The sequence below is a fragment of the Lacibacter sp. H375 genome, assembly GCF_037892425.1.
Classification (GTDB): Bacteria; Bacteroidota; Bacteroidia; order Chitinophagales; family Chitinophagaceae; genus Lacibacter.
Genome location: NZ_JBBKTT010000001.1, coordinates 473,506 through 499,378, shown reverse-complemented (window position 1 = coordinate 499,378; position 25,873 = coordinate 473,506). Strand labels below are relative to the sequence as shown.

Genomic DNA, 25,873 nt, shown 5'->3' with positions numbered 1-25,873 from the left:
TCATATGGACATTTCATATATCCTCAACGAACTGGGTGAAGACCGTGAGCATTATTTCAATGCCATTGCACCACCCATTATTCAGACAAGTAATTTTCGTTTTAATAAAGTAGATGAACTGCGTGCTGCATTTGCCGATGAGATGAGTACTTATCTCTACAGCCGTGGGTTAAACCCAACGGTTGATATTCTTCGCAAAAAACTGGCAGCATTGGATGGAGCAGAAGATTGTCTGGTGTTCAACAATGGAGCAGCAGCCATCTTTGCAGGCGTATTGGCGAATGTGAAAGCAGGCGATCATATTGTAAGTGTAAGTAAACCTTACACTTGGGTACTACGATTATTTGATGTGATCCTACCACGTTTTGGCGTTACTACAACGTATGTTGACGGGAGAGATGCGCATAATTATTTCAACGCAACTAATCCAAACACTACCTTTTATTATCTCGAAAGCCCTAACAGTTGGGATTTTGCTATGCAGGACATCCCTGTCATTGCTGCTTATGCCAAACAGCATAACATCATCACCTTAATTGATAACAGTTATTGCACGCCGTTGTATCAAAAGCCAATTGAAATGGGCATTGATCTGGTAATGCAAACGGCCACCAAGTATATCGGCGGGCATAGTGATACATTGGGCGGCGTTTTAAGTGGCACACATGCCATGATGAAAAAGATCTTCGACAGTGAGTACCTCAATATCGGCAGCGGAATTCAACCTTTCAACGCCTGGCTGTTGATCCGTGGATTGAGAACCCTGTCAACAAGACTGGAACGCATTAACCGTACAACACAAGATGTGGTTGCTTTTGTAAAAGCGCACCCGGCAGTAAAACGAATTCTTTACCCGTTTGATGAGAGTTTTCCTCAATACCAACTTGCTAAACAACAAATGAAAGAGGCGCCAGGGTTATTTTCTTTTTATGTTCAGGCAGAAAACAGGCAGCAGATTGTAACCTTTTGCGAAAGTCTGCAACATATACAGATGGCAGTAAGTTGGGGTGGTCACGAAAGTTTGCTGTTGCCGAAGTGTGCCGGGTTACAAGATCATGAATTTGACGCTGTCAATCCGGAGCATCAGATGATGAGATTATACGTGGGTTTGGAAGATGCAAACTACCTTATTACTGACCTGAATCGGGCATTTGAGCATTCGGGGTTAAAATGATGGTTTTAATTTAGGCCTGAAAATCAGAATAACTAGTTTCCCGCTTGTCAAAAAAGAATAAATTCGTGCCCCAAATGTCATTATATTGTCACTATAGTTATATATGAAAAAAATCATCCTGCTTACTCTCTTATCATCCCTGTTGCTAGCCGGAACCCAAATTCAGGCCCAGGAAAAATGGGATCTTCGCCGTTGCGTTGAATATGCTGTTGCAAATAATATAGATGTCCGGCAAGCGACTATCCAAGCAAAGGGTAGCCACCTTACTCTTGAACAAAGCAAACTTCAACGCTGGCCCACTGCTAATTTTCAGAATAGTAACGGTTTTCAATTTGGCCGCTCTATTGATCCGGCAACCAATGGTTTTACCAATCAGCAGATTACCTTTTCGCAGTTTGGTCTTTCAAGTGGTGTAACCTTATTCAATTTTAATTCGCAGAAAAATACGATTCTTGGTAACGAATTCGAGGCCAAGGCGCAGGATGCGGCAGTTGAAAGTTGGAAGAATGATATTTCGTTGAATATTGCAGGAGCATATCTGACGGCATTATTGTCAAGAGAGCAGGTAAATATTGCGCTTGTCCAAATCAATCAAACAAGGGAGCAATTGATCAATACCAGGAAACTGGTTGATGCAGGTAGTTTGCCCGAATTAAATGCCGCAGAACTGGAAGCACAGCTTGCAAGGGATAGTAGCACATACATTGCAGCTTTTACACAATTTCAAACGAATTTGTTGTCCCTAAAATCCTTTATGAACCTGGATCCTTCGGTCCCGTTTGAGCTTGACACGCCTCCAATCGATCGCATACCAGTGGAAACATTTGCAGATCTGCGACCTGAACCTGTTTATACACAGGCATTGGCTAATATGCCGCTTCAGAAAGTTAACAAGCTTCGTTTACAGGCATTGGAGAAATTTCAAAAGGCTGCAAGAGGAAATATGTACCCGAGTATTGGTGCGTTTGCAAATGTGAATTCTGCTTATTCGAGTGCGTTAAAGAATCTTCCAAAAGGAGCTAATATTCCCGTTACGATACCAATTGGATTTACTACAATGGGCTCGGCACAAAACCCGGATGTGTTTACACAAACATTTATTCCATCGGGCTCGCAAAAAGCTGATTTTATTCGACAACTCGATTTCAACTTCCGTCAGTCAGTGGGAATCAGTTTAACGGTTCCAATTTTTAACGGCGGTCAGGCCCGTACTGCATGGCAACGCAGCAAACTGAATTACCAAAACCAACAATTACAGATTGAAAAGAGTGACCAAAAATTAAAGCAGGATATATACCTCGCTTATAATAATGCCACCTCTGCATTTCAACGTTACCAGGCTTCTATTAAAAGTGTACAAACTGCTGAATATTCATACGAACTTTCGAAGAAACGTTATGAGGCAGGATTATCACGAACAATTGACCTGATCACGAATCAAAATAATTTATTCCGTGCAAGACTCGAAAGAATTTCCAATCAATTTGAGTATGTGTTTCGCATGAAAGTGCTGGAGTTTTATAAAGGTCAGGGAATAAAATTGTAAGACTATTAATCTAATCAACAAAGGAACAACAACCGTATATGAGTAAGAAAATCTGGTGGATCATCGGTATCCTCTTGGTGCTGGCGACAACACTTATCATCCTGAAGAAAAAAGAAGTGATCGGTAAAAAGGAAGCAACCAAAGTTGCTACTGAAAAGATCACAAAGCGAACTATTATTGAAACAGTAAACGCTAGTGGTAAAGTATATCCCGAAGATGAGCGCAAGGTAAGCTCCGACGTAAGTGGTGAAGTGGTTGAGATGTATGTGGAAGAAGGCGACAGCGTTCGCAAAGGTCAGTTACTTGCGAAAGTATTTGCCGATGTATTAACTTCAGACAGAGACCGGGCTGCATCCATAGTTAACCAGCAGCAGGCACAGGTAGGAAATACACAAGCATCACTTCGTTCGTTTGAAGCAAGGTTGAACCAGGCAAAACTTACTTACGACAGACAAAAGAAATTGTTTGATGATAAAGTGATCTCCAAAGCAGAATTTGAAACAGCCGAAAGTGCTTATTTAACTGCCAAAGCTGATCTTGATGCAGCAAAACAAACCATCCGAAGTGGTCAGGCAAGTGTACAAAGTGCACAGGCAAGTTTAACGGCAGCTAATAAAAATCTCTCACGAACAACAGTTCTTGCGCCAATGGATGGAATTGTTTCTTTATTGGCAGTGAAAAAGGGCGAACGTGTTGCCGGTAACAGCTTCAGTTTAGGAACAGAGATTATGCGGGTGGCAGATATGAGCAAGATTGAGGTGCGTGTTGATGTTGGTGAGAATGATATTCCAAAAGTAAAACTTGGTGATAGTGCCATTGTGGAAGTGGATGCATATAACGATCGCAAGTTCAAAGGTGTGGTTACGCAAATTTCGAGCAGCAGTACATCTGCTCAAACAGCGGGCGCAGCAGCAGCTTCAGGCGATGTAACAAATTATAAAGTGTATATCCGTATCGATCCTTCTTCTTATGCTGATCTCATCGATCCGGCAAAAGGAAAGAATCTTCCGTTCCGTCCGGGTATGAGTGCAAGTGCAGATATTATGACCACAAAACAAGCGAATGTATTAGCTGTACCAATTCTTGCAGTTACCACTCGTGATAAAAACGAACAGGGATCGAAAGCAAAAGCAAAAGAAGAAGCAGACAAAAAGAAAGCACAGGGACAGGAAGTGTCAACGAACAATGCTGTGATGACAGACGACATGGAAGAAGTGGTATTTGTTGTACAAAAAGACGGTACGGTAAAGAAAGTAGCCATCCGCACAAACATCCAGGATAACGAATACATTGAAGTAATGAGTGGTTTGAAAGAAGGCGATGAAGTGGTGAGTGCACCTTATAATACCATCAGTAAAACATTAAAAGATGGTATGAAAGTAACAGTGGTGCCAAAGGATAAAGTGTACGACGAAAAATAAATCGGAAAAAAAGAATAGCAAAATCCCGCCTGATGGCGGGATTCTTTTATTTTAGATGTTCTGAAACTAATTGTTTGAAACAGGAAGAACTAAATCAGCAGTTTGCAATTATCGGGAGTGGCAGTTTTGCCACGGCTCTGGCAAAAATCCTCAATGGAAATGGCGTGCACTTGAATTGGTGTGTGCGTAATCAAAACATTATTGATCAAATTAAAAAGTATGGACATAACCCGAGCTATCTGCGATCGGCGACGTTTAATACATCACTACTCACGTTAACCACAAACCTGACTGAAACTATCGAGCAATCCGATTACCTGATACTCGCCATTCCCTCTGCTTATACTGAAGAAGTACTTGATAAATTACCCAAAAATATTTTTGAAGGCAAACAGATCATTTCTGCAATTAAAGGCATTATGCCGAATCGTAATATTCTGCTCAATGATTATCTGAAAAATGACTTCAGTTTTGATCCGAAAGATTATTACACCATCATGGGCCCTTGTCATGCAGAAGAAGTAGCATCTGAAAAATTATCTTATCTCACGTTTACAGGTCTTGATCAAACAACCACACAATGGATCGCTGATCAGTTCCGCAATCATTACATCAACACTGTAACAAATGATGATGTGTATGGTGTGCAGTTTGCAGCCATTCTCAAAAACATTTATGCATTGGGTAGTGGAATTGCACATGGCCTTGAGTATGGTGATAATTTCCTGAGTGTGCTGATTGCAAATGCTGCCGATGAAATGGCGGGCTTTTTACGTAAAGTGGGTATCCGTAATATGGAAGTGGGTGTGCACAAAGAACCCATTCCCGGAGTGCAGTTAATGAAAACATCGTTGCGTAAATCGGCCAACTATGCAGCGAGTGTGTACATGGGCGATCTGTTGGTAACCTGTTATTCTTTGTACAGCCGTAACCGTACGTTTGGGAATATGATCGGCAAAGGGTTTAGTGTAAAAGCTGCCCAACTTGAAATGAATATGGTGGCCGAAGGTTATAATGCCAGTAAATGTTTTTACCACATCAATAAAGAACTTGGTGCTGATATGCCCATTGCTACTGCTGTCTATAAAATTTTATGGGAAGATGTACAGCCTGCCGAAGCGTTTGAACAGTTGGAGCAGGTGTTGATATAAATGCCAATGCTGGTTTTTAGTATTGTTAAATTTTCAACGCTTTACCTCACAAATTTCGATTGTCCGTAACTTTACACAAATAAAAAACAATGCCTTTCTCTTTCACAGGTTTTGGTCCTTGGGCGCTTCTGCTGATGTTGGCAGTTGGCATTGTGCAACATATTGTGAGCAACCGACGTCCAAAAACGTCTTCGCATTAACCTGTTATTCTAATCTTAACGGAATCATTTCTCTTTTCTTCACATCTACCTGCATTCCAACTGCGGCTTTATAATACTGTAGAATTGAAGCGATCATAGCCATATGACTCACATCATTGTAATTAAACCAATAGTGAAGACTTAGTTGATAGGTGTGGCAGAGCAAGGCGACAAACCCCCAGGCAGTTGCATAAAAAATATGTTTTAATGCAGGATCTTTCGTTTTGCTGTACACATACAATTCAAAGCAAAAAACAACTACCAGTAAACCATACATGGCATGTATGATCACATATGTGAATCGGAGTGTGATTAATGAAAGTATCATGAACGTAAGGATCTCTGCATAATTGAACCATGAAAAAAACTGACCGATATTTTTGTTCATCAAAGGGCGGCTATGAATAATGGCGGCACGTTCAAACACAGCCACGGCGGCCATGCTGATATACCATCCGGGAATTTTTCCATAAAGGCCTGTTTCATATAAGAAAGCATGACCAATAACTCCACCCGCAATGGTGGCAATACCCATCAGCAAAAAAAACAATCTTATTAATCGATGAGGAACAGTTTGAAGTAATCCTTTTACTTTAAGATTTCTACACGCATAAAAACAAGCTGCAGCAATAAAGAGATTGGTGAGAACCGTAAATGGCTCCAGTATCTTTATGCCAAACAAATCCCAATAGGGCATGTTTGTAAAATCAATAGTCGGCTCTAGCATGTGGTGTAATTTTGGTAGTAGCAACCCGAAAACCGCTTGCATTCTAATTTACAAAAAAGACATGAAAATGTAAAGCAGGTTTTTTAGAAGAACAAATCTGAAGCGATGCTGTCGGCAAAGAGTTTTCCTTCCTTTGTGAGAATGAGATGGTCGTTTATTGCAATCAATAAGCCTTTGTTTGCATAAGACGAAGCTTCTGTTTGTAGTTGAGCTGATTTGTCTCTGCCGAATTTTTGGCTGATATAGTTAAGATCGCAACCTTCCATAAGTCGTAAGCTGGTCATGATGTATTCGTTGAGCTGTTGCGTTACCGTTAATTCTTCCTTTTCAAAGGAAATTGTTCCCTGCTTTAAAGATTGGATATAGAGTTGATTGTTGGCTAAGTTCCATTGCCTGCTGCTGCTGTTAAATGAATGTGCTGATGGTCCTAATCCAAGATAATGTACACCTTTCCAGTAACTGCTGTTGTGCTTGCTACGGTAGCCGGGTTTTGCAAAATTTGAAATTTCGTAATGTTCAAAACCTGCTTGTTGCAGATGATCTATCAGCAATAGAAACTGGCGACTTTGTTGTTCGGGGTCAACATCCTGTTTTTGATGCTGACGTATTTGTTTATCCAACGGTGTTTTTTCTTCAACCGTTAATGCATAGCAGGAGAGATGATTGATGTTTTGCTGCAACACCCAGTTTAAATTATACAACCATTTCTCATCAGTTAATCCGGGTGTGCCATAAATGAGATCAACTGTAAAACTATTGAAGCCTGCTGCTCTTGCTTTTGCAATTACCTGTTTTGCTTCATCAGCTGTATGTGCCCGGTTCATCCAGCGCAGGTCTTCTTCAAACAACGATTGAATACCGATACTGAGACGGTTAATGCCAAGTTGTTTCCAGCCTTTCAGCTTATCATCATTTACATCATCGGGGTTTGCTTCTAACGTTATTTCAGCAGATGGATCGATGTTAAAATGTTGATGGAGTTGCTGCATGATCTGTTCTAACTCTTCGATCTGCAAAATGCTGGGGGTGCCTCCGCCGAAATAAATTGTTTCAATTTTCTGGCCTTGCAGGTAGTTGGCTTTTGCCTGTAATTCGATCTCTTTCAATAAAGCTTCCACAAAATCGTTCTTGTAATGCAGACTTGTACTGAAATGAAAATTACAGTAATTACATGCCTGCCTGCAAAACGGAATATGAATATAAATACCTGCCATCCTCAAACTGATACCTTAATTTCGAAACTGCAAAACTAACCGTTCGTGCTTCAAATCCGTTCAGCATTTTACAAAGCCATTTTCCTTGCAGCCTGTTGCTGGTTTTTTGCGATGCCTGTGCATGCGCAAAAAAAGTATCAATTGCTGTATCGTTTTGCTGATACTATTGACGTTTCTGCATCGCTTGGCTTGGTAAAAGAATTTGATGACAAGGGAGCATGCAGCCAATACATTTTTGAATTGCCGAAACTGTTGCAGAAGAAAGGCTATATCACCGCTTCGGTTGATTCGGTACAAATGGATTCAACAAAAGCAGAAGTATTGTTATTCCTTGGTGAAACTTATCGCTGGGCATTGCTTAATACATCAGCAGTGCCACAAGATCTGTTGAATGCTGCCGGTTATCGTGATAAGAATTTCAAACAGCAACCACTCGATTTTGCTGCTGTACAATTATTACAAACAAGGTTACTTGATAAACTGGAGAACTCGGGTTATCCATTTGCCAATGTTTACCTCGATAGTTTCAATCTGCAACAGGAAGGCATAACCGCAGTTTTGAAAATTGATAAAGGTCCATTGTATAAGATCGATAGTATTCGTGTATATGGCGACGTTAAGATCAGCAGCCGTTTCCTGCAACGTTATCTTGAAATACAAGATGCCTCTGTTTACCAAAAGCAGAAACTGCTTAACATCAGTCCACGTTTATTACAACTGCCTTATCTCTTCGAAGAACAAAAATGGAACATGAGTTTTTTAGGAACAGGTTCTATCGTTAATCTGTATCTCAAAGAAAGAAAGAGCAGCCAGATCAATGGGATCATTGGGTTTCTTCCATCTAACGATCAGCTGGGAGGTAACAAATTATTAGTAACCGGTGATTTTAATCTTAACCTGAAAAATGGATTTGGTTTGGGTGAAGCATTAACCATCGTGTTTCAACAGATACAGGTGCAGTCGCCACGTTTGCAAATGGGCTACCTGCAACCTTTTTTATTCGGTTCCCCATTTGGTGTGGATGTTTCGTTCGACGGATTGAAAAAAGACAGCAGCTTTCTAAACATCAATTTGCAATTGGGTGTGCAGTATGCATTTGGTGGTAACAGGAGCGGCAAGATATTTTATCAGCAATCTATCTCCAACCTGTTGACGGTTGATACAAACGCAATTCGCATCAGCAAACGGTTGCCCGATCAGATCGATCAAACAACTTCAAACATTGGGTTGGAGTACGAATGGTTTACCACCGATTACCGTTTCAATCCACGCAAAGGGTTTGATATGAAGTTTACCGGTTCGGCAGGTATTCGAAAAATCAGACCCAACAACAATATTTCATCGTTGAAAGATCCAAATAACCAGGGGTTCAACTATCAATCGCTCTACGACTCAGTTGGCACAAGAGCTTATACGTTTCGTTTGCGGGCCAGCGTCGCTAATTATTTAAAAGCGGGCAAGAACGCAGCGTTTAAAACAGCTATCAACGCAGGATTGATCCAAAGCCCACGCATCTTCCGGAATGAGTTGTATCAATTAGGTGGTTTTCGTTTGTTGCGTGGGTTTGACGAAGAAAGCATTTTTGCATCGGCTTATGCTGTTGCAACAGCTGAATACCGAATTCTTATCGGGCTCAACAGCTACATCTATGCATTTTTTGATGGGGGATGGGTGCGCAACAACAGCCAGTTTGCCAATACAAGCAACAGCTTCATCGGTTCAGGTTTGGGAATGGCTTTCGAAACAAAAGCGGGCATTTTCAATATTGCTTTTGCAGCAGGTAAAAGAGATGATTCACCTTTGAATCTGCGTCAAAGTAAAATTCACTTTGGTTATGTGAATTTTTTCTGATGGTTGGTGATCGCTTGATTATTTTTGCAACCAACCCATGCGCTTAATTCTATTTTTACTTCTTTTATTGGTTCAATTTACTGTTGCTGCACAGGATACATCTGTTGCGCAGCAGAGGCCTGACAGTGTTTCTGTTAGTTCGCCGGCGCCAATTGCAAAAGATACCATTCGGCAATTGCAAACAATGCCGCTGGTTTCCTTTGATTCTTCTTACAAAGCTATTCTTGCAAAAAGCAGGTTGAATCTTTTTGCCAAGCCCCAATTCCAGATCGAAAAAGAAAAGCAGGTTGAAAACAGGGATTGGCTGTTTTATTATATTCTGGGTATTGCATTGCTGTTTGGTTTATTGCGAATCAGTTACCTGCGTTATTTCAGCGATATGTTCCGGGTGTTCTTCCGCACATCGTTACGTGTGAACCAGATCAGGGAGCAGTTAGTGCAATCGGGCCTTCAATCTTTATTGTTCAATTTGTTTTTTGCAGTGGCAGCCGGCACGTATGTGTACCTGCTCATCAGTTATTTTGACGTATCGGTTAAACTACCCGATTTGTTTATACCCCTAATAACAACCGTAACAATTGCCCTTATGTATCTGGGCAAGTATGTTTTTCTGCAGGTAAGCGGCTGGTTGTTTGGAATGAAGAATGCTGCTGAAACTTATTCGTTTATTGTTTTCCTGATCAATAAGATCGTTGGGGTAGTATTGCTTCCCTTTCTGTTTGTGATTGCTTTTGCCGAAAAAGAACTAGCTGGTATAGCCATCACTATTTCTTTGGTTGTGATTGTGGGACTTTTCCTTTACCGTTTTCTTCGGGCCTACCGACCCGTTCAGGCTGAGATTAAGGTTGGCAGGTTCCATTTTTTCATTTTTTTCCTGGCTTTTGAGATTGCCCCATTGCTGGTTATCTATAAGTTGATCCTTGGCTTTTTGTAAACAATTGTACTTACCTTTGCAGAAATTTTCCTTTTCCACGTATGGAAAAACACGGTATGAAGCCCAACAAAGAGAAAGCGATCAAAAACATCCTGATAACGCAGCCAAGGCCAGAATCCGATAAGTCGCCATACTATGAGCTTGCCAGGAAATACAACTTACAGTTGTCTTTTCAGCCTTTTATACGTATTGAAGGGATACCATCTAAAGATTTCAGAAAGCAAAAGATCGATATCACAGCTTACTCAGCTGTTATATTCACCAGCCGTAATGCCATTGACCATTTCTTCCGCACCTGCGAGGAAATGAGAATATCTGTTTCGCAGGAAACAAAGTATTTCTGCATTACCGAAGCTGTGGCTTTATACCTCCAGAAGTTTATTCTCTACAGAAAACGCAAAGTTTTTTATGGTGCTGATGGTACCAATAAAAGCTTGTTTGATGTGGTGAACAAACACAAGAGCAACGAAAAGTTTTTGTACCCCTGCAGTGAAAATCTTGATAACGAGATCACCAGCTGGCTTCGTAATCATAACTGCGAATTTGCAACACCTATTCTCTACAAAACAGTTAGTAATGATGTAAAAGACCTGATCACAACAGGCGACTTTGACATCATTTGTTTTTTTACCCCAAGTGGTGTAAAAAGCCTCATCGAGAATTTACCAAAGTACAAACAGAACGGAACGTTTATCGGCGCATTTGGTGCTAATACCTTTAAAGCGGTTGAAGAGGCCGGTCTGCAATTGCAGATTAAAGCACCCGATCCGCAGGCGCCAAGTATGGTGTCAGCTTTGGATAAATTTCTTGCACAGGCATCAAAGTAATTTCATTTACATTTTTTGTGTTCTAAACAAAGTAGGTTTGCTGAAGAATCAACAGCAGTGATCTTTTATGACACACACCAATCGTCTTGCTAAAGAAAGTAGCCCTTATTTATTACAGCATGCGCATAATCCGGTGGATTGGTTTCCATGGGGAGATGAAGCATTGAAAAAAGCTGCTGAAGAGGATAAGCCTGTGCTTGTTAGTATTGGTTATTCGTCTTGTCATTGGTGCCATGTAATGGAACGTGAGAGTTTTGAAGATGAAGCAACTGCTGATGTTATGAACAGGCTTTTCGTGAATATAAAAATTGATCGTGAAGAGCGTCCCGACCTTGATCATATTTACATGGATTCAGTGCAGGCAATGACGGGAAGTGGTGGCTGGCCACTCAATGTTTTTCTAACACCTGATCTCAAACCGTTTTATGGTGGCACTTATTATCCACCGGTTAAAGCATTTAATCGTAGTTCGTGGAAAGAAGTTTTGTATGGAGTTGCGAATGCGTTTAAAGAGAAGAGAGAAGAAGTGGAACAACAGGCAGCAGAGCTTGTGCAGCATTTGCAAAATGCTAATTCATTCGGCACACAAAACGCATTGAAGTTTGATTTGCCGGCAGAAGAATTGTTTCCGCAGAAGCAAGCTGAATTAATGTTTGATGCTATTATGAAAACAGCCGACCGTAGTTGGGGTGGCTTTGGCAATGCCCCCAAATTTCCACAAACATTTACGATTGGTTATTTGCTGCAGTATTATCATTTCACAGGTAATAAGGAAGCACTAGAGCAAGCCTGTCTTAGTCTTGATAAAATGATTGAAGGTGGTATTTATGATCATGTGGGTGGTGGTTTTGCAAGGTATAGTACAGACGCAGAATGGCTGGCACCGCATTTCGAAAAAATGCTTTATGATAATGCATTGCTCGTGATCGTTATGAGTGAAGCCTGGCAACTCACAAAGCAACCGCAATACAAACGTGCTATCGAAGAAACATTGGTGTTCATTGAACGGGAAATGACATCATCCGAGAATGGATTTTATTCTGCCCTGGATGCCGATAGTGAAGGTGTCGAGGGAAAATATTACACATGGAATAAAAGTGAAGTAGATGAACTTTTGAAAGAAGATGCAGCACTCTTCTGCCGGTTTTATGACATAACAGAACATGGCAATTGGGAAGAAGTAAATATTCCCCGCATCAAACAAAAAGCAGTAGTATTCTGCGAGGAGAATGGATTGGAACTGAAATCATTTGAACTGAAAATGAAAACCTGTCTTGATTTACTCCTTCAAACAAGAGAAAAACGAATCAGGCCATTACTCGATGATAAGATACTTCTTAGCTGGAATGCCTTAATGAACTGTGCTTATAGCAGTGCTTTTGTAGCAACCGGAAAGGAAGAATACCGGCAAAAGGCCATTAGTAATATGCAGTTTCTGTTGAAGGCTTTTGAGTATACGGGTGGGTTGTGGCATGTTTATAAAAATGGAACGGCAAAGTATCCGGCTTTTTTAGATGACTATGCTTATATGATCAAAGCCCTGTTGCAGTTACAAGAAATAACCTCCGATACAAGCTATTTGCTCAAAGGGAAATACTTGATGGCCGCAGCCATTGACCAGTTTGGAGAGGAGGAAACAGGCTTTTTCTTTTTTACAGCCGCCGACCAACCAGATATCGTGGTGCGCAAAAAAGAAATCTATGACGGGGCTACGCCTTCCGGTAATGCTGTGATGGCGGTGAATCTTCAGCAACTGGGTATTATTTTCAACAGGCCCGAATGGACGGAACGAAGCACCAAAATGCTGCTTGGTTTGCAGGATGTAATGGTACGGTACCCGGGTTCGTTTGGGGTTTGGGCAGGTCTTCTACAGAACCGAATCAATGGATTCAGGGAGCTGGCAATCGTTGGCAGGGACCACGAAACAAAAAGAGATGAGGTTTTAGGCTGGTACAGACCCAATTTAATTATGCAGTCTTCCACAAAAAGTAATAGTAGTTTTCCGCTATTATTGAACAGGGATGCACCCAGCGGTGAAACCCTTTTTTACTTATGTAAGGAATATGCCTGCCTCCAACCAACCGCTGAAACACAGGAAATACGGGCAGTTTTAGGTTCTATGACAGTGTAAAACAATAAAAATATTGATTCCCCGTTATCGATGACGAGCTGTAAAAACATTTTGAATAATTAAAAATTAATTACTAGCATTGCGATAAGTTTTAAGGTCAATCCTGAAAAGGACGTCTTAAATTTGTCCAATACCTTAATCAAGAAAATTAAATTCTTAACAAATGAAGAACCAACTGTTAAGTTGCCTAACAATCGCCGCCTTATCCGTACTAGCTGTTAGCTGCGGTAAATCGAAGTCTTCTTCGAAATCAGCAAACAACGGTCAACTTGTTGGTGCATCCTACAACGCCAAGCAAAACAACAACACACATCTTGGAATGGTGATGATTCCTCAGGGCACCTTTCACATGGGACCAAGTGATGAGGACATCAACTATGCGTATACTGCACGTAACCGCCAGGTATCGATAAGCGGTTTCTGGATGGATGCGACTGAAGTTACCAATAGCGAATACAAGCAGTTTGTGTTCTATGTAAGGGATTCCATTGCGGCAACTGTATTAAACTACATCGATCCGAAGACAAACTCCATCGACTGGAAAAAAGCTGCCGGTATCTGGAAAGAGAAGAATGTATATGAGAAACTCGGCCAGATGATGATGGCACCGGATGATCGCATTTTCGGTAAAATGGAAATCGACCCTGACAAACTCATTTATCAGGAAGAGTATGTAGACTACAAAGCAGCTGCTTACCGCAAACCAAACGAACCCCGTTCAAAATTCATTATTAAGAATCCCGTTAAAGTATATCCCGACACATTGGTATGGGTGCGTGATTTCTCTTATAGTTATAATGAGCCAATGAGCCAGCGTTATTTTGCTCACCCGGCTTTTGCTAACTATCCTGTAGTTGGAACTACCTGGAAACAGGCAAATGCATTTTGTAACTGGCGTACACGTCACCTCAATGACTTCAATGATAAGAAAGGATATGCAACAGAATCAAGCTATCGCTTGCCTTCTGAAGCAGAGTGGGAATATGCAGCCCGTGGCGGACGTTCACAATCAATGTTCCCTTGGGGTAACTATTATCTCCGCAACCGTAAAGGATGTTTAATGGCCAACTTTAAACCCGGCCGTGGTAACTATCCTGAAGACGGTGGTTTCTATACTGTACGTGCAGATGCTTATTGGCCAAACGATTTCGGTCTTTACAATATGGCTGGTAACGTGGCAGAGTGGACAGGTTCTCTTTACTATGAAGGAGCATACAACTTTGCACATGACATGAACCCCGATATCCGTTACAATGCAAAGGACAGCGATCCTCCACGCATGAAACGTAAAGTGGTTCGTGGTGGTAGCTGGCAGTCGGTTGGTTACTTCCTGCAAACAAGTACCCGTAACTATGAGTATCAGGATACAGCAAAATCATACATCGGTTTCCGTTGCGTGATCAACCTGCCACCTATGATGCGCAAACGTTAATCATCACCATTGAAATTTATAATCCTAATATTTACCTTTTAGTCCAAAAACCTAAGTTTTTTGAGCTGATCACAAACCATCATTGAATTACCTTTTTTAAAACCAACTTTTATGGCAGTCTCTAAATCAACCGAAAAAATCACGAACATTATCGTTTCCGCAGGTGCAGCAGTTGTAATCTTCGGAGCGTGGGCCAAGATCCTCCACCTTTCATTTGCAGATATGATGCTTACAGTAGGTCTGTTGACCGAAGCAGGTATCTTCTTAGTATACGCATACTTAGCCTCACAAGGTTATGGTATGCACGATGATCATAAAGCAGCAGTTCCCGCAGGAACGCCAGCACTTGCTTCGTTAGATAAAATGATGAGCGATGCAGATATTACACCGGCAAACCTCCGCAGCCTTGGAGAAAATTTCCAAAAGCTCAACAGCACTGTTGGTGGTATTAAAGATGTTAGCGATGTAGTTTCTTCAACCGGCCAGTTAAGTGCATCTTCTAAAGAAGCTGCTAAAGTATTGGATGGTATGAAAGATGCTTATCAGCAAGCTGCTTCAACCGTTTCTTCTTTCAATCTGGCTGCAGAAGGTACAAAAGCGTACCATGAGCAAGTACAGGTTATGACAAAGAATCTCGGTTCTTTAAATACAATTTACGAATTGGAATTACAGGATACCAACAATCACCTGAAAGCAATGAACAAATTCTATGGTAACCTTACACAGGCTTCTGAAGCAATGTTGGGTAGCGTAGATGATGCGAAGAAAGCACAGGAGCAAATTGGCAGCCTTGCAAGAAACCTCGGCACCTTGAACAACATCTACGGAAATATGATCAATGCAATGCAGGGACGTTAATACGAATCAACAGAAGAGCAACCAAAACTATTTCCTGATTTAAAACCAAAATCCGAAAAAGATGGCACTACCTAAAGAGCCCCGGCAGAAGATGATCAACCTGATGTACCTGGTGTTAACAGCACTGTTGGCACTCAACGTATCAGCAGAGATCATCAATGCATTTAAAGTAGTTGACAATAGTCTTACCACTACAAATACAGTCGTTAACCGTTCTACAGAAACGATCATGGAATCGTTCAAAATAAAACTTGCTGCACCAGAATCAAGAGTTAAAGCCGAAGTATGGATGCCAAAAGCAGAAACTGCAGTTCGTTTAACGAAAGAAGTAACTGACTATATTGAGCAACTGAAAATGAAAATTAAAGTTGAAGCAGGATACGATCCAAAAGATCCTGAATCAAAATTTAAAGAAGATAATGTAGATATCGCTACCCGTATTATGGATAAGCAGGGTGAAGGCGAAAAGCTGAGAGCGAAATTAGAGCAGTATAAAAAAGCAATGTTAGCCATCGATCCTGAAGTGGCTAAAATGTTTGAAAAGAATCTTCCGATCAATACTGAAATTCCAAAGTCAAATACCCGTCAAATGGGTAAAGTAACATGGGCTTCAGCTTACTTCCATATGACCCCTACTGTTGCTGCTTTAACAATGCTCAGTAAGTTTCAGAACGACGTAAAAACAACTGAAAGCCGTTTTGTGAATGAATTTCATAACCGTGTCGGCCAGGTAGTAGTTCGTTTTGATGCGTTTGAGCCAATTGTTGGATCAAGTTCAAGCTATCTGTTCCCCGGACAGGAATTAGAAATTACGGCAGGGTTAGGTGCTTTCAGTAAAAGCAAACTCCCTACAGTATCTATTGCAGGTGCTCCGGTTGAATTGAACGAGAAGGGTATGGCTGTTAAAAAGATCAAAGTTGGCAGCACAAGTGGTTCAGTAAAAGTTGTTGTAAACTATACAGACCAGGATGGTAACCCACAATCAAAAGAAACAGAAATTAACTATACGGTAGGTACTGCAACGGGTGCGTTTGTAAGTGCTGAAAAAGTAAAAGTATTATACATCGGTTTAGATAATGAGCTTGCTGTTAGCGGTGGTAATGTAGGTGATGAAAAAGTAACAGTAGGTATCAACAATGGCTCTTTGAGTAAAATTGGTCCGGGTCGTTACGTTGCCAAGCCTACAACTCCTGGTAAAGCTATCGTTACAGTTAATTCTGATGGGAAGCCAAGTAGCTTTGAATTCAGAGTGAAAACCGTTCCTGATCCTACGCCAATGGTTGGTGCCAGCAAAGGCGGACGTATTCCAGCCAATGTATTTAAAGCACAAAGAGGTATCAGAGCCGAGCTTGAGAACTTCGTGTTTGAAGGGGTAAGCTTTACTGTTACCGGATATACTTTCTATGCAACAGGTGCTGGTTTCCCGGATGCTGGTGTTAAGCCAGGTATCCGCAGCAACACATTTGATGCTGTGCAGGACCTGATGAACCGTTGCAAACCAGGTACAACTGTGGTACTTGATGAAATAAAAGCGGTTGGACCAGGTGGTAACACAAGAACTTTGCCTACAATGGCGTTTAATCTATATTAAAAGACACGATCATGAAAATGAAAAGCCTTTCTGTTGGTTTGTTGTTAGCTTCCCTGATGATTTCGGGGGTTGTTTCTGCGCAACAGCGGAAGAAGACAACACGTAAAACAACAACGCCACCGGCACAATCTTCGGGCTATGGTTCATCCGGGTATGGCACAACGCCTACTCAAACTCAACAGCAACCAACGCAGCAGAACTCGGCATATGGTAATAATAACCAACAGCAACCTACTAATCAGCCACAGGCGAATATTCCTATTGTGGTGGTGAAATCAACGGGTAATGCTGCTTTGGATACTATTAAACCATCGCTTCGTAACGATGCGTCTATTGAGCGTAACCTCATTAAAGATCGTCAGCCATTGGCTTATGAGCATATTCGTGAAGATGATGCGGTTTATCGCCAACGTGTATGGAGAGAAATCGACACACGTGAAAAGATGAACCTACCTTTCCGGTATTCAGCTGATGAGGATAATGGTAACCAGCGCTTCATTTCAATTATTCTGAAAGCGATCAGAGATAGAGAAATAACAGCTTTCGATCCTCTTGATGATCGTTTTTCTACACCATTAACGCCGCAGGCTGTAATGGAATCATTTTCAGGTGGTGTTGATACTGTTCCTGTTTATGATCTGCAGGGTAATATTGAGCGTTACGAGGTTCGTACAAAAGAGGTTGATCCTGACAGTATCTACCAATTCAGAGTAAAAGAAGAGTGGGTGTTCGATAAAGAATCATCAAGAATGTTTGTAAGAATTCTCGGAATTTGCCCTGTAAAACCTATTTATACGTCAACAGGTCAGTTTATCGATATGTCGCCATTATTCTGGATTTATTACCCGGATGCACGTGGTGTGCTATCAAGATTTGAAGCATTTAATGGTAAAAACTTTGGTGCACGTATGACATGGGAGGAACTGTTTGAAAATCGTATGTTCAGCAGTTATATCACGAAAACAACCATGGACAATCCATATGACCGTCGTTTGAAAGATTTCATCAAAGACCCAATCCTTCGCTTACTTGAAGGTGAAAATATCAAGGACAAGATATTCAACTACGAGCAAGATCTATGGTCATATTAAGTGCTTAAAAATTATTTATAGAAACCGCCTCAATGGCGGTTTTTTTATGCATGTGGTTGAAATATGAAAATTGAATAGCAGAGGGTTAGCCTAAAAAAATGTCATTTTACAACACTGAAAAAATACTGATGAATTTGAAAAATACCCGCTTTGAGGTATTGCTTTTATAGTAAGTGTTTGTATCTTCGTTTCGGTTTTTCATAGGATATTGGATTTTAAAGACGGGGCTGGATTTCTATCCTGGCCCCATTTTTTTTCACCTAGCCTTTCTCATCTTGCATTAATGCCTTTTGCACCAAAACTGCCCTGCTTTCGCCCACAATTGCAGCAATATCTTCAAGTGAGGCATTACGGATATTATTAACTGATTTAAACTCTTTCATCAGCATTTCAATGGTTGCTTCGCCAATTCCTTTGATGTCATCTAATTGCGTTTTAAATGCACCTTTGCTACGCTGAGCTCTATGAAAAGTAATGCCGAAGCGATGCACTTCATCCCTGATGGTTCGAATCAGTCGGAGCGATTCGCTGTTATATCCAAGCTTTAATGATTCTTTATCGCCGGGGAAAAATATTTCTTCAACATTTTTAGCAAGACCTACCACTGTCATTTTATTTTCCAGCTTCAGGTCTTTAATGCTTTCCATTGCAGACGAGAGTTGTCCTTTACCACCATCAATGATTACCAGCTGTGGCAATGGTTTATCTTCTTCAATCAAACGTTTGTACCTGCGCATCACTACTTCTTTCATGGAAGCAAAGTCATTGATGCCTTGTACAGTTTTGATATTAAACTTCCGGTAGTCTTGTTTACTTGGTTCACCATTCTTAAAACATACCATTGCTGCAACAGGGTATGCACCCTGGAAGTTGGAGTTATCAAAACATTCAATGTGCAGCGGCAATTGTGTTAAGTGAAGATCATCTTTTAACTGTTCCACAATCTTCAGGTTATTCTCTTTCCGTTTATCCGTTAGCTGTAATGCTTTTTTGCGCTTGTATTCTTCAAAGAAAATAGCTGCGTTTTTTTGGGATAGCTCCAGCAACTTTTTCTTTTCACCTGCTTTTGGCACCGTTATTTTTAACGCTTCATCAAGCAATTCTATTTCAACAGGAACAATTAATTCAGGGGAAAGACTTTCAAATTTATTGCGAATATAACTTACAGCAAACTCAAGTATTTCTTTTTCATTTTCGCCAAGCCTGCTTTCGAGCTGCAGGTTTTCCGTTTGAATGATACTTCCATTTTGCACCATCATGTAATTGAGAAATGCTTTTTCTTCCTGTACAACGATCGAGATCACATCAGCATCACCAAGTCTTGGATTCACTACAGTTGAAGTTGCACGGTAACTTTCAAGGTGCTCAATTTTCTTCCGGTTGATCTCTGCTTTTTCAAAATTAAGATCAGCAGCAAACTGTTTCATCTCTTCTTTCAGATGCCGGATAACAGGCGATAAATTTCCTTTAAGAATATTCTTTACCTGTTCAAGATCTTCCTTATAATCTTCGATAGTTTGTAGTCCTTCACAAGGTCCCTTGCAATTACCCAGATGATATTCAAGACAAACCTTGAATTTGCCCTTCCTGATGTTTGCTTCACTAAGATTCAGTTTACAATTACGTATGGGGATGTGCTGACGGATAAAATCAATAAGGTCTCTTACTTTGGCAACCGAAGTAAAAGGGCCAAGATAAGTTGAGCCATCAATTATCTTTCTTCGTGTAAGAAACACTCTTGGGAAAGCTTCATTTTTAATAACAATGAACGGATAACTCTTATCGTCCTTCAGATCAATATTAAAGACAGGTTGAAATTGTTTAATGAGCGAATTTTCAAGGAAGAATGCGTCTTGTTCTGAATTTACAACGGTGAACTCAATACTGTGTATACGGCGTACAAGCTCCTGTGTTTTGTATGATTGGAGTGTTTTTGTAAAGTAGGAAGAAACACGTTTACGCAGGTGTTTGGCTTTTCCTACATACAACAGTTTTTTATCCGCATCGTAATATTTATAAATGCCGGGCTGGGCGGGGATGCCGGGGAGTACTTTTTTTAATTCAACTTCGGTCATGATTATTGGTCTGCTCGATCGTCCCAGATCACTTTTTCTGTAACAATATTTTCGGGTTCATTCTTCTTTCCACGGCCTGTAATTAACACAAAACTTTTATTGTGTTTCCATAGAAGTTGTTGGGTAAACACTGAATCGCCTTTATCTTCATGGCGAATCAAATAGAGCTGGCTGATCATTTCCTTTTCAGGATTTACATAAATATCTACTCTAGATACAGGTATTTTATCGTTTTCTGTTTCGTATGTGATTGTTACTGTTTCAATGGTAGCATCAGCAAAAGAGGTTTCTTTGAAATTCTTTTCGAAATTCTTTTTCTCCAGTTCCTCTACAAGGAACGGTTGTATAATTGCCCTTACCTGTTCTTTGCTGATAAATTGAGAATCGGTAAAAATGCTGTCTTCCTTTACCGCTACTTTTAAAAAGGCGAAGGGAACAGAATCAATATATTTTAATTGACCTTTCAGATATGAAGAAACATCAATATAGTTTTTTGGTTCTTTCTTCTGATTTTTACAGCTGTTTAATGAAAGCACGACAGTAACAGAAACTGCAACGAGGAGAAAACGTATCATGCTGTAAAAATATCGAAAACTATATTCGGAAAGATGCGAAAGCCGGTTTCAGCTCAAATCATTTGATTGTTTTAACGATACCAATGCGGAAACCATAATCAACCAAATGTTCTTTAATGGGATATCCCTCTTGAGAATTCGAAAACAGCTGGTAACGTAATTGCGGCCCTGCCTGGAGTTGGATGTCTTTTACATTCCAACGGAGAAATGTTTCAATGGCCGTGTTCAGGTTAAGATTACTTAAGAGATCCGGGGCCTTGATGTATTTTTCAAAGTTACTCGTTAACATGTATCCTGAAGCTGAGAGCAAGTATGTAGGTTGAATATTCGTTGCGAGATTCCATTGCAATTTACGCTTGCCTGCAAGGCGGAATTCAAGACCAATTGGAATTGACAACTGGTAAGTTTCATTTGCTACTTCATCGCTTTTAAAAAGACCGTTATTGTTTTGGCTGCTTAATGATGTTACCCGTTGGATCACGCCATTATTATTATTTAAAATAACTGTAGCTACCTGTGGACTTGATCTGAAAAGTTCGACATTATAGCGTGTAAAATTTAATTGAATGCCGGTTCTGAAGTTTATGTTTTTTGACAGTGGAAGCAGAACAGCAGTTCCAAATTCTACACCTAATGAAGGACTGTGTTTGGCTACCTTTTCAGGGTCTTGCTGTGAAAGATTGCCAAATGTGAGTTTATTATCGTTATAGAGCACACGATAGCTGGCAGAAGATGCTATGTAAAACTGTAATTGTCTTTTTGGCTTTGGCACATTGATCACTGGAACATCAAGTCTAGTTCGTAGATCCGCTTCACCTAAATCAGGCTCAACTGACAATGATGATTCGTTCGGTGTGATATCGATTGTTTTTTCTTCAACAGTATTGATAAATGCAGGTGCAGATGGTTTCAACGAACTTGGTTCAATTGTTACCGTTGCCTTTGTTAAGGAAGGCAAATCTTCTTCTGTTATAATTAAACCAGCTGTTTCAATTGGCTGCAGCACACTTGATTCATTGGTCGGTGTTTCAACAGCCTCGGCGGTAATTGTTTCGGGGAACTCCGTCGAAATTTGATTAACACGAATAGCGGCCGTAATTGGAATAACCTTCGCTGTATTTTTTTGAGGCTGTGCCGTAGCTACTGGAAGCTCCTGGTCATCAATAAAATTTGTAATGAAAGCTGAGTTAGTGTCTTTTGTTGTTTGCTCATCAGAAATTGAAATAGCAAAACCTAACAAAAGAGCAGCACTTAAACCAATGGATTTGAAATTAAAGAGATTGTTCTTTGGACGAATTCGTTTCTGAATGTTTTCCCATGACTGTTGAGACGGGTACATTCTGTACTCGTCTGCTTTGTCTTTCAGCATTCGTTCAAATGATTCGTCCTGGTACATAAAGCGCTCCATAATCAGTTTTTGGTTTGGTTGTACGGATTACTAAAACCGAGCATGGGCTGCTGCCACCCATTCACCCTGTTTCTGCGGCCGGAAAATGATTTTTTTCTGTACTAAAATCTGTTCCAGCATCGCTTTAGCTCTTGTGTATTGCGATCGGCTAGTGCTTTCTTCAATATCCAACATCGTTGAAATTTCACGATGTGAGTACCCGTCTATAGCAAACAGGTTCAAGACCGTTCGGTAACCAATGGGCAACATGCGGATGCACTCAATTACCTGTTTGGCCTGAATGATCGAAGGAACACTGTCTTCTCTAACCTGCAACGTGTGTGCCTGGCTAATATCCACACTGTCATTAAACTTTTTGTGTTTTTTGATGTGATTAATGCAAGTGTGAACAATGATACGCCTGATCCAACCTTCAAAAGAGCCTTTGTTTTGAAACTGATGAATTTGTGTGAATACCCTGATAAAGCCTTCCTGCAACATGTCTTCCGCATCTTCCCGGTTACGGGCAAAACGGTAACAAACAGCCAACATTTTAGGACTATACTTACTGTATAATTCCTGCTGTGCGGCGGGTTGATTTTTCAGACATGCTTGTAAGAGTGCTTCCTCAGTCATTCACAGATGGGTTTGCAACCCTCAATTTAGACAAATTATTTGGAAATACTGCTGCTTCCTGTTAAAAAAACAGCGAAGCAGCAGTATATTAAAAACAGGTTGTTACTGTTTCTTTTGTTTGATCCGTTTTGGGTTGTACCAAAGCCAGAACCCGGTAATAGTAAGGAGAAGGAGACTTACACCCATTATGGTGGTGTAGGAAAGTTTGAACAGTCCACTCTTGTTTTTAAATAGATTATCAAGAATAGTTCCGTCATGAAGATGCTCAACGAAATCGGCTCTTCTCCGTTCGAAATGCAGCATGCTTCCTGTTGTGCAATCGAGCTGAATAGCCAGGTAATTTTCACTGAAAACAAATTTCACCATTCCTTTCGATGGCCTTATGTCGATACGCTCAACAGTTGGCATATTTACAGCATGTGTACTGTCGCTGAATATTTTAAAGGCAATAGACTGGAGAGAGTCGATCGGAAGCCAATCTTTAGAATCAGTACTTACACCTTTATGCGAATCAGCAAGAAGATATCCGTGGCTGTTTTTCTTCCAGCCCAGCAACAAGCCGGTTCCGGCAATGAAGAAGAAAAAAACAAATAGCCCGGATGCAATCCAACGATGAATCTTTCTATACCACCTTGTTCTTTTTACAATTTTCTGGGTCATTGATTGTTGATTTAGAAATCGACTCTCGCTGCAATAATGAAATTTCTACCTGGTGCAGAAAAACCTGAAGCGAAATATCGATAGTTACGATCCAAGATGTTTTCTACTGCAAATTGCAGAGAAGCAAACTTAAAACTGTACGAAGTACGCAGGTTAAATGTAACCCAACCTGGCATGCCATCTGCAGTTGCATATTGAGCATTGTCTTCTCCATCAGCATTGTACTGATCAAGTTTTTTCCAGCCGTTGTATAAGGCAAACACTTCTGCCATCACCTTATCCTTTTGATAGCTGATACTTGTTTTACCAAACACAGGTGGAATATGGTCAAGTGGCTTCGATGAAACTTTTTTACTCACCAATGCATAACTGCCATTGCTTTGTTTCTCATATACCGATGAGTTTTTTGAACCGTCTGTTTCGAAACGCCCCCTTGTAAAATTGATCTGGCTGCTGAAAGTGATATACTTTGCAATAGTTGCATACACAGCGCCGGATACACCATACAAATTTGCTTTGTTGGCATTTGTATTTGCAAGCACCTGGCTTAATACACCGTTATATAAAACAGAATCCTGTCCATTTAAACGGAAGGGTGCTTTTACTAATGCATTACGGAACCAGGTATAAAAAGTACTTACTTCAATACGAATGTTCTTTCCGAAGTTTTGACTGAGGCCGAGATCAATATTATAGGTACGTTCAGGTTTAATAGCAGGGTTCGGAACAACTAATTGTCTGATGGTTGGGCTTGTGGCTGACTCGAAAATCTTTGCAAGATCATCAACATTTGGTGCACGAAAACCACTGGCAATATTTGCACTCAACTTTGAACCGGCAACCGGCAAATACACTAAGCCTATGTTACCTGTTACAGTTGTGTTGTTTTGATTGATCGCTGTAAAAGGTAGATTTAAAAATGAATTGTCGGCAATAGTTGAATGAAGCCTGATTGTTTGTAAACGCAATCCATCATTCAACACCCATTTTTTATTTTTGAACTTGAAAACATGTTGGGCAAACAAGCCGGCATTCAGCTGTGTATTATTTCCGTTCGGATATCTTGTATCGAGTTTAGTTGATGCACCGGTATTGATATTTACTCTTGATGCAGTTGATTTAAGTGTATTGAACTGTCCATCTGCACCTAATGTTAATTCATTACCGCCCCAGATTTTACGGGTATCTAATACAAAACCTGCTACCTGCACATTCTCCACTCTTCCATCTAAACGATCATAGCGACGATAATCTCTTGTGTAACGGCTTTCTTCAATGCTCTGATAGTTTACATTGAGATTAATGTTATTGAACCAACCTGTTTTGCCAATACTTAATTCATACGAAGTAAGTAAACGCTCTTGTGGACCGTAATACCATTCTGCATAGCGTAACGTGCCATTGCGTTTATCCTGCAAACGATCATAACGAGGTACATTCGTTGTGTTGGAATATTGTACATTCAACATGTGCGATACTTTTTCTGATTGTTTGAACAACAGTTTCTGCAACATATCCCATTGCTTGTAACCGGAAAATTTCTGTACCTGTGGATCAGGATTTTTTACAACGGAATCAATGCCGTTGATGCGTGTCATAAAAGAATCTCTGCGTCCGAATGTTGGATAATCATCAGGATAATTCTTTCCCATTTTTACATCACCAAAATCACTGTAGGTATATGATTGCAACCATGCGAATTTTTTCCAACCAAGATTTACATCTGCATGAATTGTTTTTTCACCGTTGGCAGAACTGTAACGTGCAAAGCCACTTCCTCTCACTAACATTTTTTTACTATCAGTTGCAAGCACAGGTGATTTTGTACGAAAATGTACAACCCCACCTAATGCATCGCTGCCATAAATAGTTGATGCAGGTCCGTATAACACTTCCATACTGCTGAGCATATTCTGGTCAACCGTAATGGCATTTTGTAAATGACCAGCACGATAGATAAGATTATTCAATCTTACTCCATCTACCACCAGCAAGACACGACTTGCTTCAAAGCCACGAATAACCGGGCTGCTACCACCTTGCTGACTTTTTTGTACAAATACATTTCCTGTGTTGATCAACAGATCACCTGTATTCTGTGCGTTAACCCTGCTTATGTATTTTGAACTGATGACATCAATGCGCTGTGCAATGTTTAATTTCTTTTCAGGAAACTTGCTGGCACTGATCACCACTTCCGATAATTCTTTTGATGCACTATCGCTTACTGTTTCCTGCGCATGGGTACATAAGCCGGCAGAACATGCCAGGAAAGCAAATACTATCTTTCTCATTCGTTCGGTTTGATAAAATATAAATACCAATTACCTGTCAACAAGATCACGTTAAGCGTCTTATTGCAGGTTCATATTCAAAGACTGTTGTTTAAAAC

At 40.5% G+C, this 25,873-nt stretch carries 20 protein-coding genes; 12 read left to right on the top strand and 8 right to left on the bottom strand.

Annotation, left to right across the window (positions count from 1 at the left end; translation table 11 throughout):
* Positions 1–4 precede the first annotated feature (4 nt).
* From WG954_RS02170 to WG954_RS02155, 4 genes are all read left to right on the top strand, one after another.
* Positions 5–1,174, top strand: a complete 1,170-nt coding sequence (locus WG954_RS02170) for a trans-sulfuration enzyme family protein (protein WP_340433159.1) — start codon at positions 5–7, stop codon at positions 1,172–1,174.
* Positions 1,175–1,277: 103 nt separating this feature from the next.
* Positions 1,278–2,720: a TolC family protein gene (locus WG954_RS02165; RefSeq protein WP_340433158.1), complete on the top strand. Its 1,443-nt coding sequence runs from the start codon at positions 1,278–1,280 to the stop codon at positions 2,718–2,720.
* Positions 2,721–2,758: 38 nt separating this feature from the next.
* A complete protein-coding gene (locus WG954_RS02160) occupies positions 2,759–4,141 on the top strand; it encodes an efflux RND transporter periplasmic adaptor subunit (protein ID WP_340433156.1) in 1,383 nt (460 codons plus the stop codon).
* A gap of 74 nt (positions 4,142–4,215) precedes the next feature.
* On the top strand, positions 4,216–5,292 hold the full coding sequence (locus WG954_RS02155; RefSeq protein WP_340433154.1) for an NAD(P)H-dependent glycerol-3-phosphate dehydrogenase: 1,077 nt from the start codon (positions 4,216–4,218) through the stop codon (positions 5,290–5,292).
* A gap of 204 nt (positions 5,293–5,496) precedes the next feature.
* Here WG954_RS02155 and WG954_RS02150 read toward each other — a convergent pair whose 3' ends face one another.
* Both WG954_RS02150 and hemW read right to left on the bottom strand, forming a co-directional pair.
* The gene (locus WG954_RS02150; RefSeq protein WP_340433153.1) at positions 5,497–6,219 is read right to left on the bottom strand and encodes a DUF6962 family protein; all 723 of its coding nucleotides are present in this window, start codon (positions 6,217–6,219) and stop codon (positions 5,497–5,499) included.
* Between the two features lie 83 nt (positions 6,220–6,302).
* On the bottom strand, positions 6,303–7,433 hold the full coding sequence (gene hemW, locus WG954_RS02145; RefSeq protein ID WP_340433151.1) for a radical SAM family heme chaperone HemW: 1,131 nt from the start codon (positions 7,431–7,433) through the stop codon (positions 6,303–6,305).
* A 45-nt stretch (positions 7,434–7,478) separates the two neighbouring features.
* On the opposite strand from hemW, the gene WG954_RS02140 reads away from it, so the two are divergent.
* From WG954_RS02140 to porN, 8 genes are all read left to right on the top strand, one after another.
* Positions 7,479–9,284: a BamA/TamA family outer membrane protein gene (locus WG954_RS02140; protein WP_340433149.1), complete on the top strand. Its 1,806-nt coding sequence runs from the start codon at positions 7,479–7,481 to the stop codon at positions 9,282–9,284.
* A 37-nt stretch (positions 9,285–9,321) separates the two neighbouring features.
* On the top strand, positions 9,322–10,218 hold the full coding sequence (locus tag WG954_RS02135; RefSeq protein ID WP_340433147.1) for a DUF4271 domain-containing protein: 897 nt from the start codon (positions 9,322–9,324) through the stop codon (positions 10,216–10,218).
* Positions 10,219–10,274: 56 nt separating this feature from the next.
* Entirely contained in the window at positions 10,275–11,045 is a 771-nt protein-coding gene (locus WG954_RS02130; protein WP_340433145.1) for a uroporphyrinogen-III synthase, read from the top strand.
* Between the two features lie 67 nt (positions 11,046–11,112).
* The gene (locus WG954_RS02125) at positions 11,113–13,176 is read left to right on the top strand and encodes a thioredoxin domain-containing protein (RefSeq protein WP_340433143.1); all 2,064 of its coding nucleotides are present in this window, start codon (positions 11,113–11,115) and stop codon (positions 13,174–13,176) included.
* 163 nt (positions 13,177–13,339) lie between these two features.
* Positions 13,340–14,608 (top strand): T9SS ring complex lipoprotein PorK/GldK, encoded by a 1,269-nt coding sequence (porK, locus tag WG954_RS02120; protein ID WP_182802212.1) that lies wholly within the window; start codon positions 13,340–13,342, stop codon positions 14,606–14,608.
* 111 nt (positions 14,609–14,719) lie between these two features.
* Complete coding sequence (gene porL, locus WG954_RS02115) at positions 14,720–15,466, top strand: type IX secretion system motor protein PorL/GldL (RefSeq protein ID WP_182802211.1); 747 nt, start codon at positions 14,720–14,722, stop codon at positions 15,464–15,466.
* A 61-nt stretch (positions 15,467–15,527) separates the two neighbouring features.
* Positions 15,528–17,057: a type IX secretion system motor protein PorM/GldM gene (gene porM, locus WG954_RS02110; protein WP_340433140.1), complete on the top strand. Its 1,530-nt coding sequence runs from the start codon at positions 15,528–15,530 to the stop codon at positions 17,055–17,057.
* An 11-nt stretch (positions 17,058–17,068) separates the two neighbouring features.
* Positions 17,069–18,148: a type IX secretion system ring subunit PorN/GldN gene (gene porN, locus WG954_RS02105; protein ID WP_340433138.1), complete on the top strand. Its 1,080-nt coding sequence runs from the start codon at positions 17,069–17,071 to the stop codon at positions 18,146–18,148.
* A gap of 260 nt (positions 18,149–18,408) precedes the next feature.
* On the opposite strand, the gene uvrC is transcribed toward porN, so the two are convergent.
* The 6 genes from uvrC to WG954_RS02075 all read right to left on the bottom strand — a co-directional run bounded on the left by uvrC (position 18,409) and on the right by WG954_RS02075 (position 25,775).
* Positions 18,409–20,223: an excinuclease ABC subunit UvrC gene (gene uvrC, locus WG954_RS02100; RefSeq protein WP_340433137.1), complete on the bottom strand. Its 1,815-nt coding sequence runs from the start codon at positions 20,221–20,223 to the stop codon at positions 18,409–18,411.
* Between the two features lie 2 nt (positions 20,224–20,225).
* Positions 20,226–20,798, bottom strand: a complete 573-nt coding sequence (locus WG954_RS02095; RefSeq protein WP_340433136.1) for a hypothetical protein — start codon at positions 20,796–20,798, stop codon at positions 20,226–20,228.
* A gap of 58 nt (positions 20,799–20,856) precedes the next feature.
* On the bottom strand, positions 20,857–22,206 hold the full coding sequence (locus WG954_RS02090) for a hypothetical protein (RefSeq protein WP_340433135.1): 1,350 nt from the start codon (positions 22,204–22,206) through the stop codon (positions 20,857–20,859).
* Positions 22,207–22,236: 30 nt separating this feature from the next.
* Entirely contained in the window at positions 22,237–22,821 is a 585-nt protein-coding gene (locus WG954_RS02085; protein ID WP_340433133.1) for an RNA polymerase sigma factor, read from the bottom strand.
* Between the two features lie 102 nt (positions 22,822–22,923).
* Positions 22,924–23,481, bottom strand: a complete 558-nt coding sequence (locus WG954_RS02080) for a PepSY domain-containing protein (RefSeq protein ID WP_340433131.1) — start codon at positions 23,479–23,481, stop codon at positions 22,924–22,926.
* Between the two features lie 11 nt (positions 23,482–23,492).
* On the bottom strand, positions 23,493–25,775 hold the full coding sequence (locus WG954_RS02075; protein WP_340433130.1) for a TonB-dependent receptor: 2,283 nt from the start codon (positions 25,773–25,775) through the stop codon (positions 23,493–23,495).
* Positions 25,776–25,873 lie beyond the last annotated feature (98 nt).

What these genes read in the sequence shown, in the direction of transcription:
- WG954_RS02160 (WP_340433156.1), top strand. Translation starts at nt 2,759, where the DNA reads ATGAGTAAGAAAATCTGGTGGATCATCGGTATCCTCTTGGTGCTGGCG.
- porK (WP_182802212.1), top strand. Translation starts at nt 13,340, where the DNA reads ATGAAGAACCAACTGTTAAGTTGCCTAACAATCGCCGCCTTATCCGTA.
- WG954_RS02085 (WP_340433133.1), bottom strand. Translation starts at nt 22,821, where the DNA reads ATGACTGAGGAAGCACTCTTACAAGCATGTCTGAAAAATCAACCCGCC.
- WG954_RS02165 (WP_340433158.1), top strand. Translation starts at nt 1,278, where the DNA reads ATGAAAAAAATCATCCTGCTTACTCTCTTATCATCCCTGTTGCTAGCC.
- hemW (WP_340433151.1), bottom strand. Translation starts at nt 7,433, where the DNA reads ATGGCAGGTATTTATATTCATATTCCGTTTTGCAGGCAGGCATGTAAT.
- porM (WP_340433140.1), top strand. Translation starts at nt 15,528, where the DNA reads ATGGCACTACCTAAAGAGCCCCGGCAGAAGATGATCAACCTGATGTAC.
- WG954_RS02150 (WP_340433153.1), bottom strand. Translation starts at nt 6,219, where the DNA reads ATGCTAGAGCCGACTATTGATTTTACAAACATGCCCTATTGGGATTTG.
- porN (WP_340433138.1), top strand. Translation starts at nt 17,069, where the DNA reads ATGAAAATGAAAAGCCTTTCTGTTGGTTTGTTGTTAGCTTCCCTGATG.
- WG954_RS02090 (WP_340433135.1), bottom strand. Translation starts at nt 22,206, where the DNA reads ATGGAGCGCTTTATGTACCAGGACGAATCATTTGAACGAATGCTGAAA.
- porL (WP_182802211.1), top strand. Translation starts at nt 14,720, where the DNA reads ATGGCAGTCTCTAAATCAACCGAAAAAATCACGAACATTATCGTTTCC.
- WG954_RS02125 (WP_340433143.1), top strand. Translation starts at nt 11,113, where the DNA reads ATGACACACACCAATCGTCTTGCTAAAGAAAGTAGCCCTTATTTATTA.
- WG954_RS02095 (WP_340433136.1), bottom strand. Translation starts at nt 20,798, where the DNA reads ATGATACGTTTTCTCCTCGTTGCAGTTTCTGTTACTGTCGTGCTTTCA.
- WG954_RS02130 (WP_340433145.1), top strand. Translation starts at nt 10,275, where the DNA reads ATGAAGCCCAACAAAGAGAAAGCGATCAAAAACATCCTGATAACGCAG.
- WG954_RS02075 (WP_340433130.1), bottom strand. Translation starts at nt 25,775, where the DNA reads ATGAGAAAGATAGTATTTGCTTTCCTGGCATGTTCTGCCGGCTTATGT.
- uvrC (WP_340433137.1), bottom strand. Translation starts at nt 20,223, where the DNA reads ATGACCGAAGTTGAATTAAAAAAAGTACTCCCCGGCATCCCCGCCCAG.
- WG954_RS02135 (WP_340433147.1), top strand. Translation starts at nt 9,322, where the DNA reads ATGCGCTTAATTCTATTTTTACTTCTTTTATTGGTTCAATTTACTGTT.
- WG954_RS02170 (WP_340433159.1), top strand. Translation starts at nt 5, where the DNA reads ATGGACATTTCATATATCCTCAACGAACTGGGTGAAGACCGTGAGCAT.
- WG954_RS02080 (WP_340433131.1), bottom strand. Translation starts at nt 23,481, where the DNA reads ATGACCCAGAAAATTGTAAAAAGAACAAGGTGGTATAGAAAGATTCAT.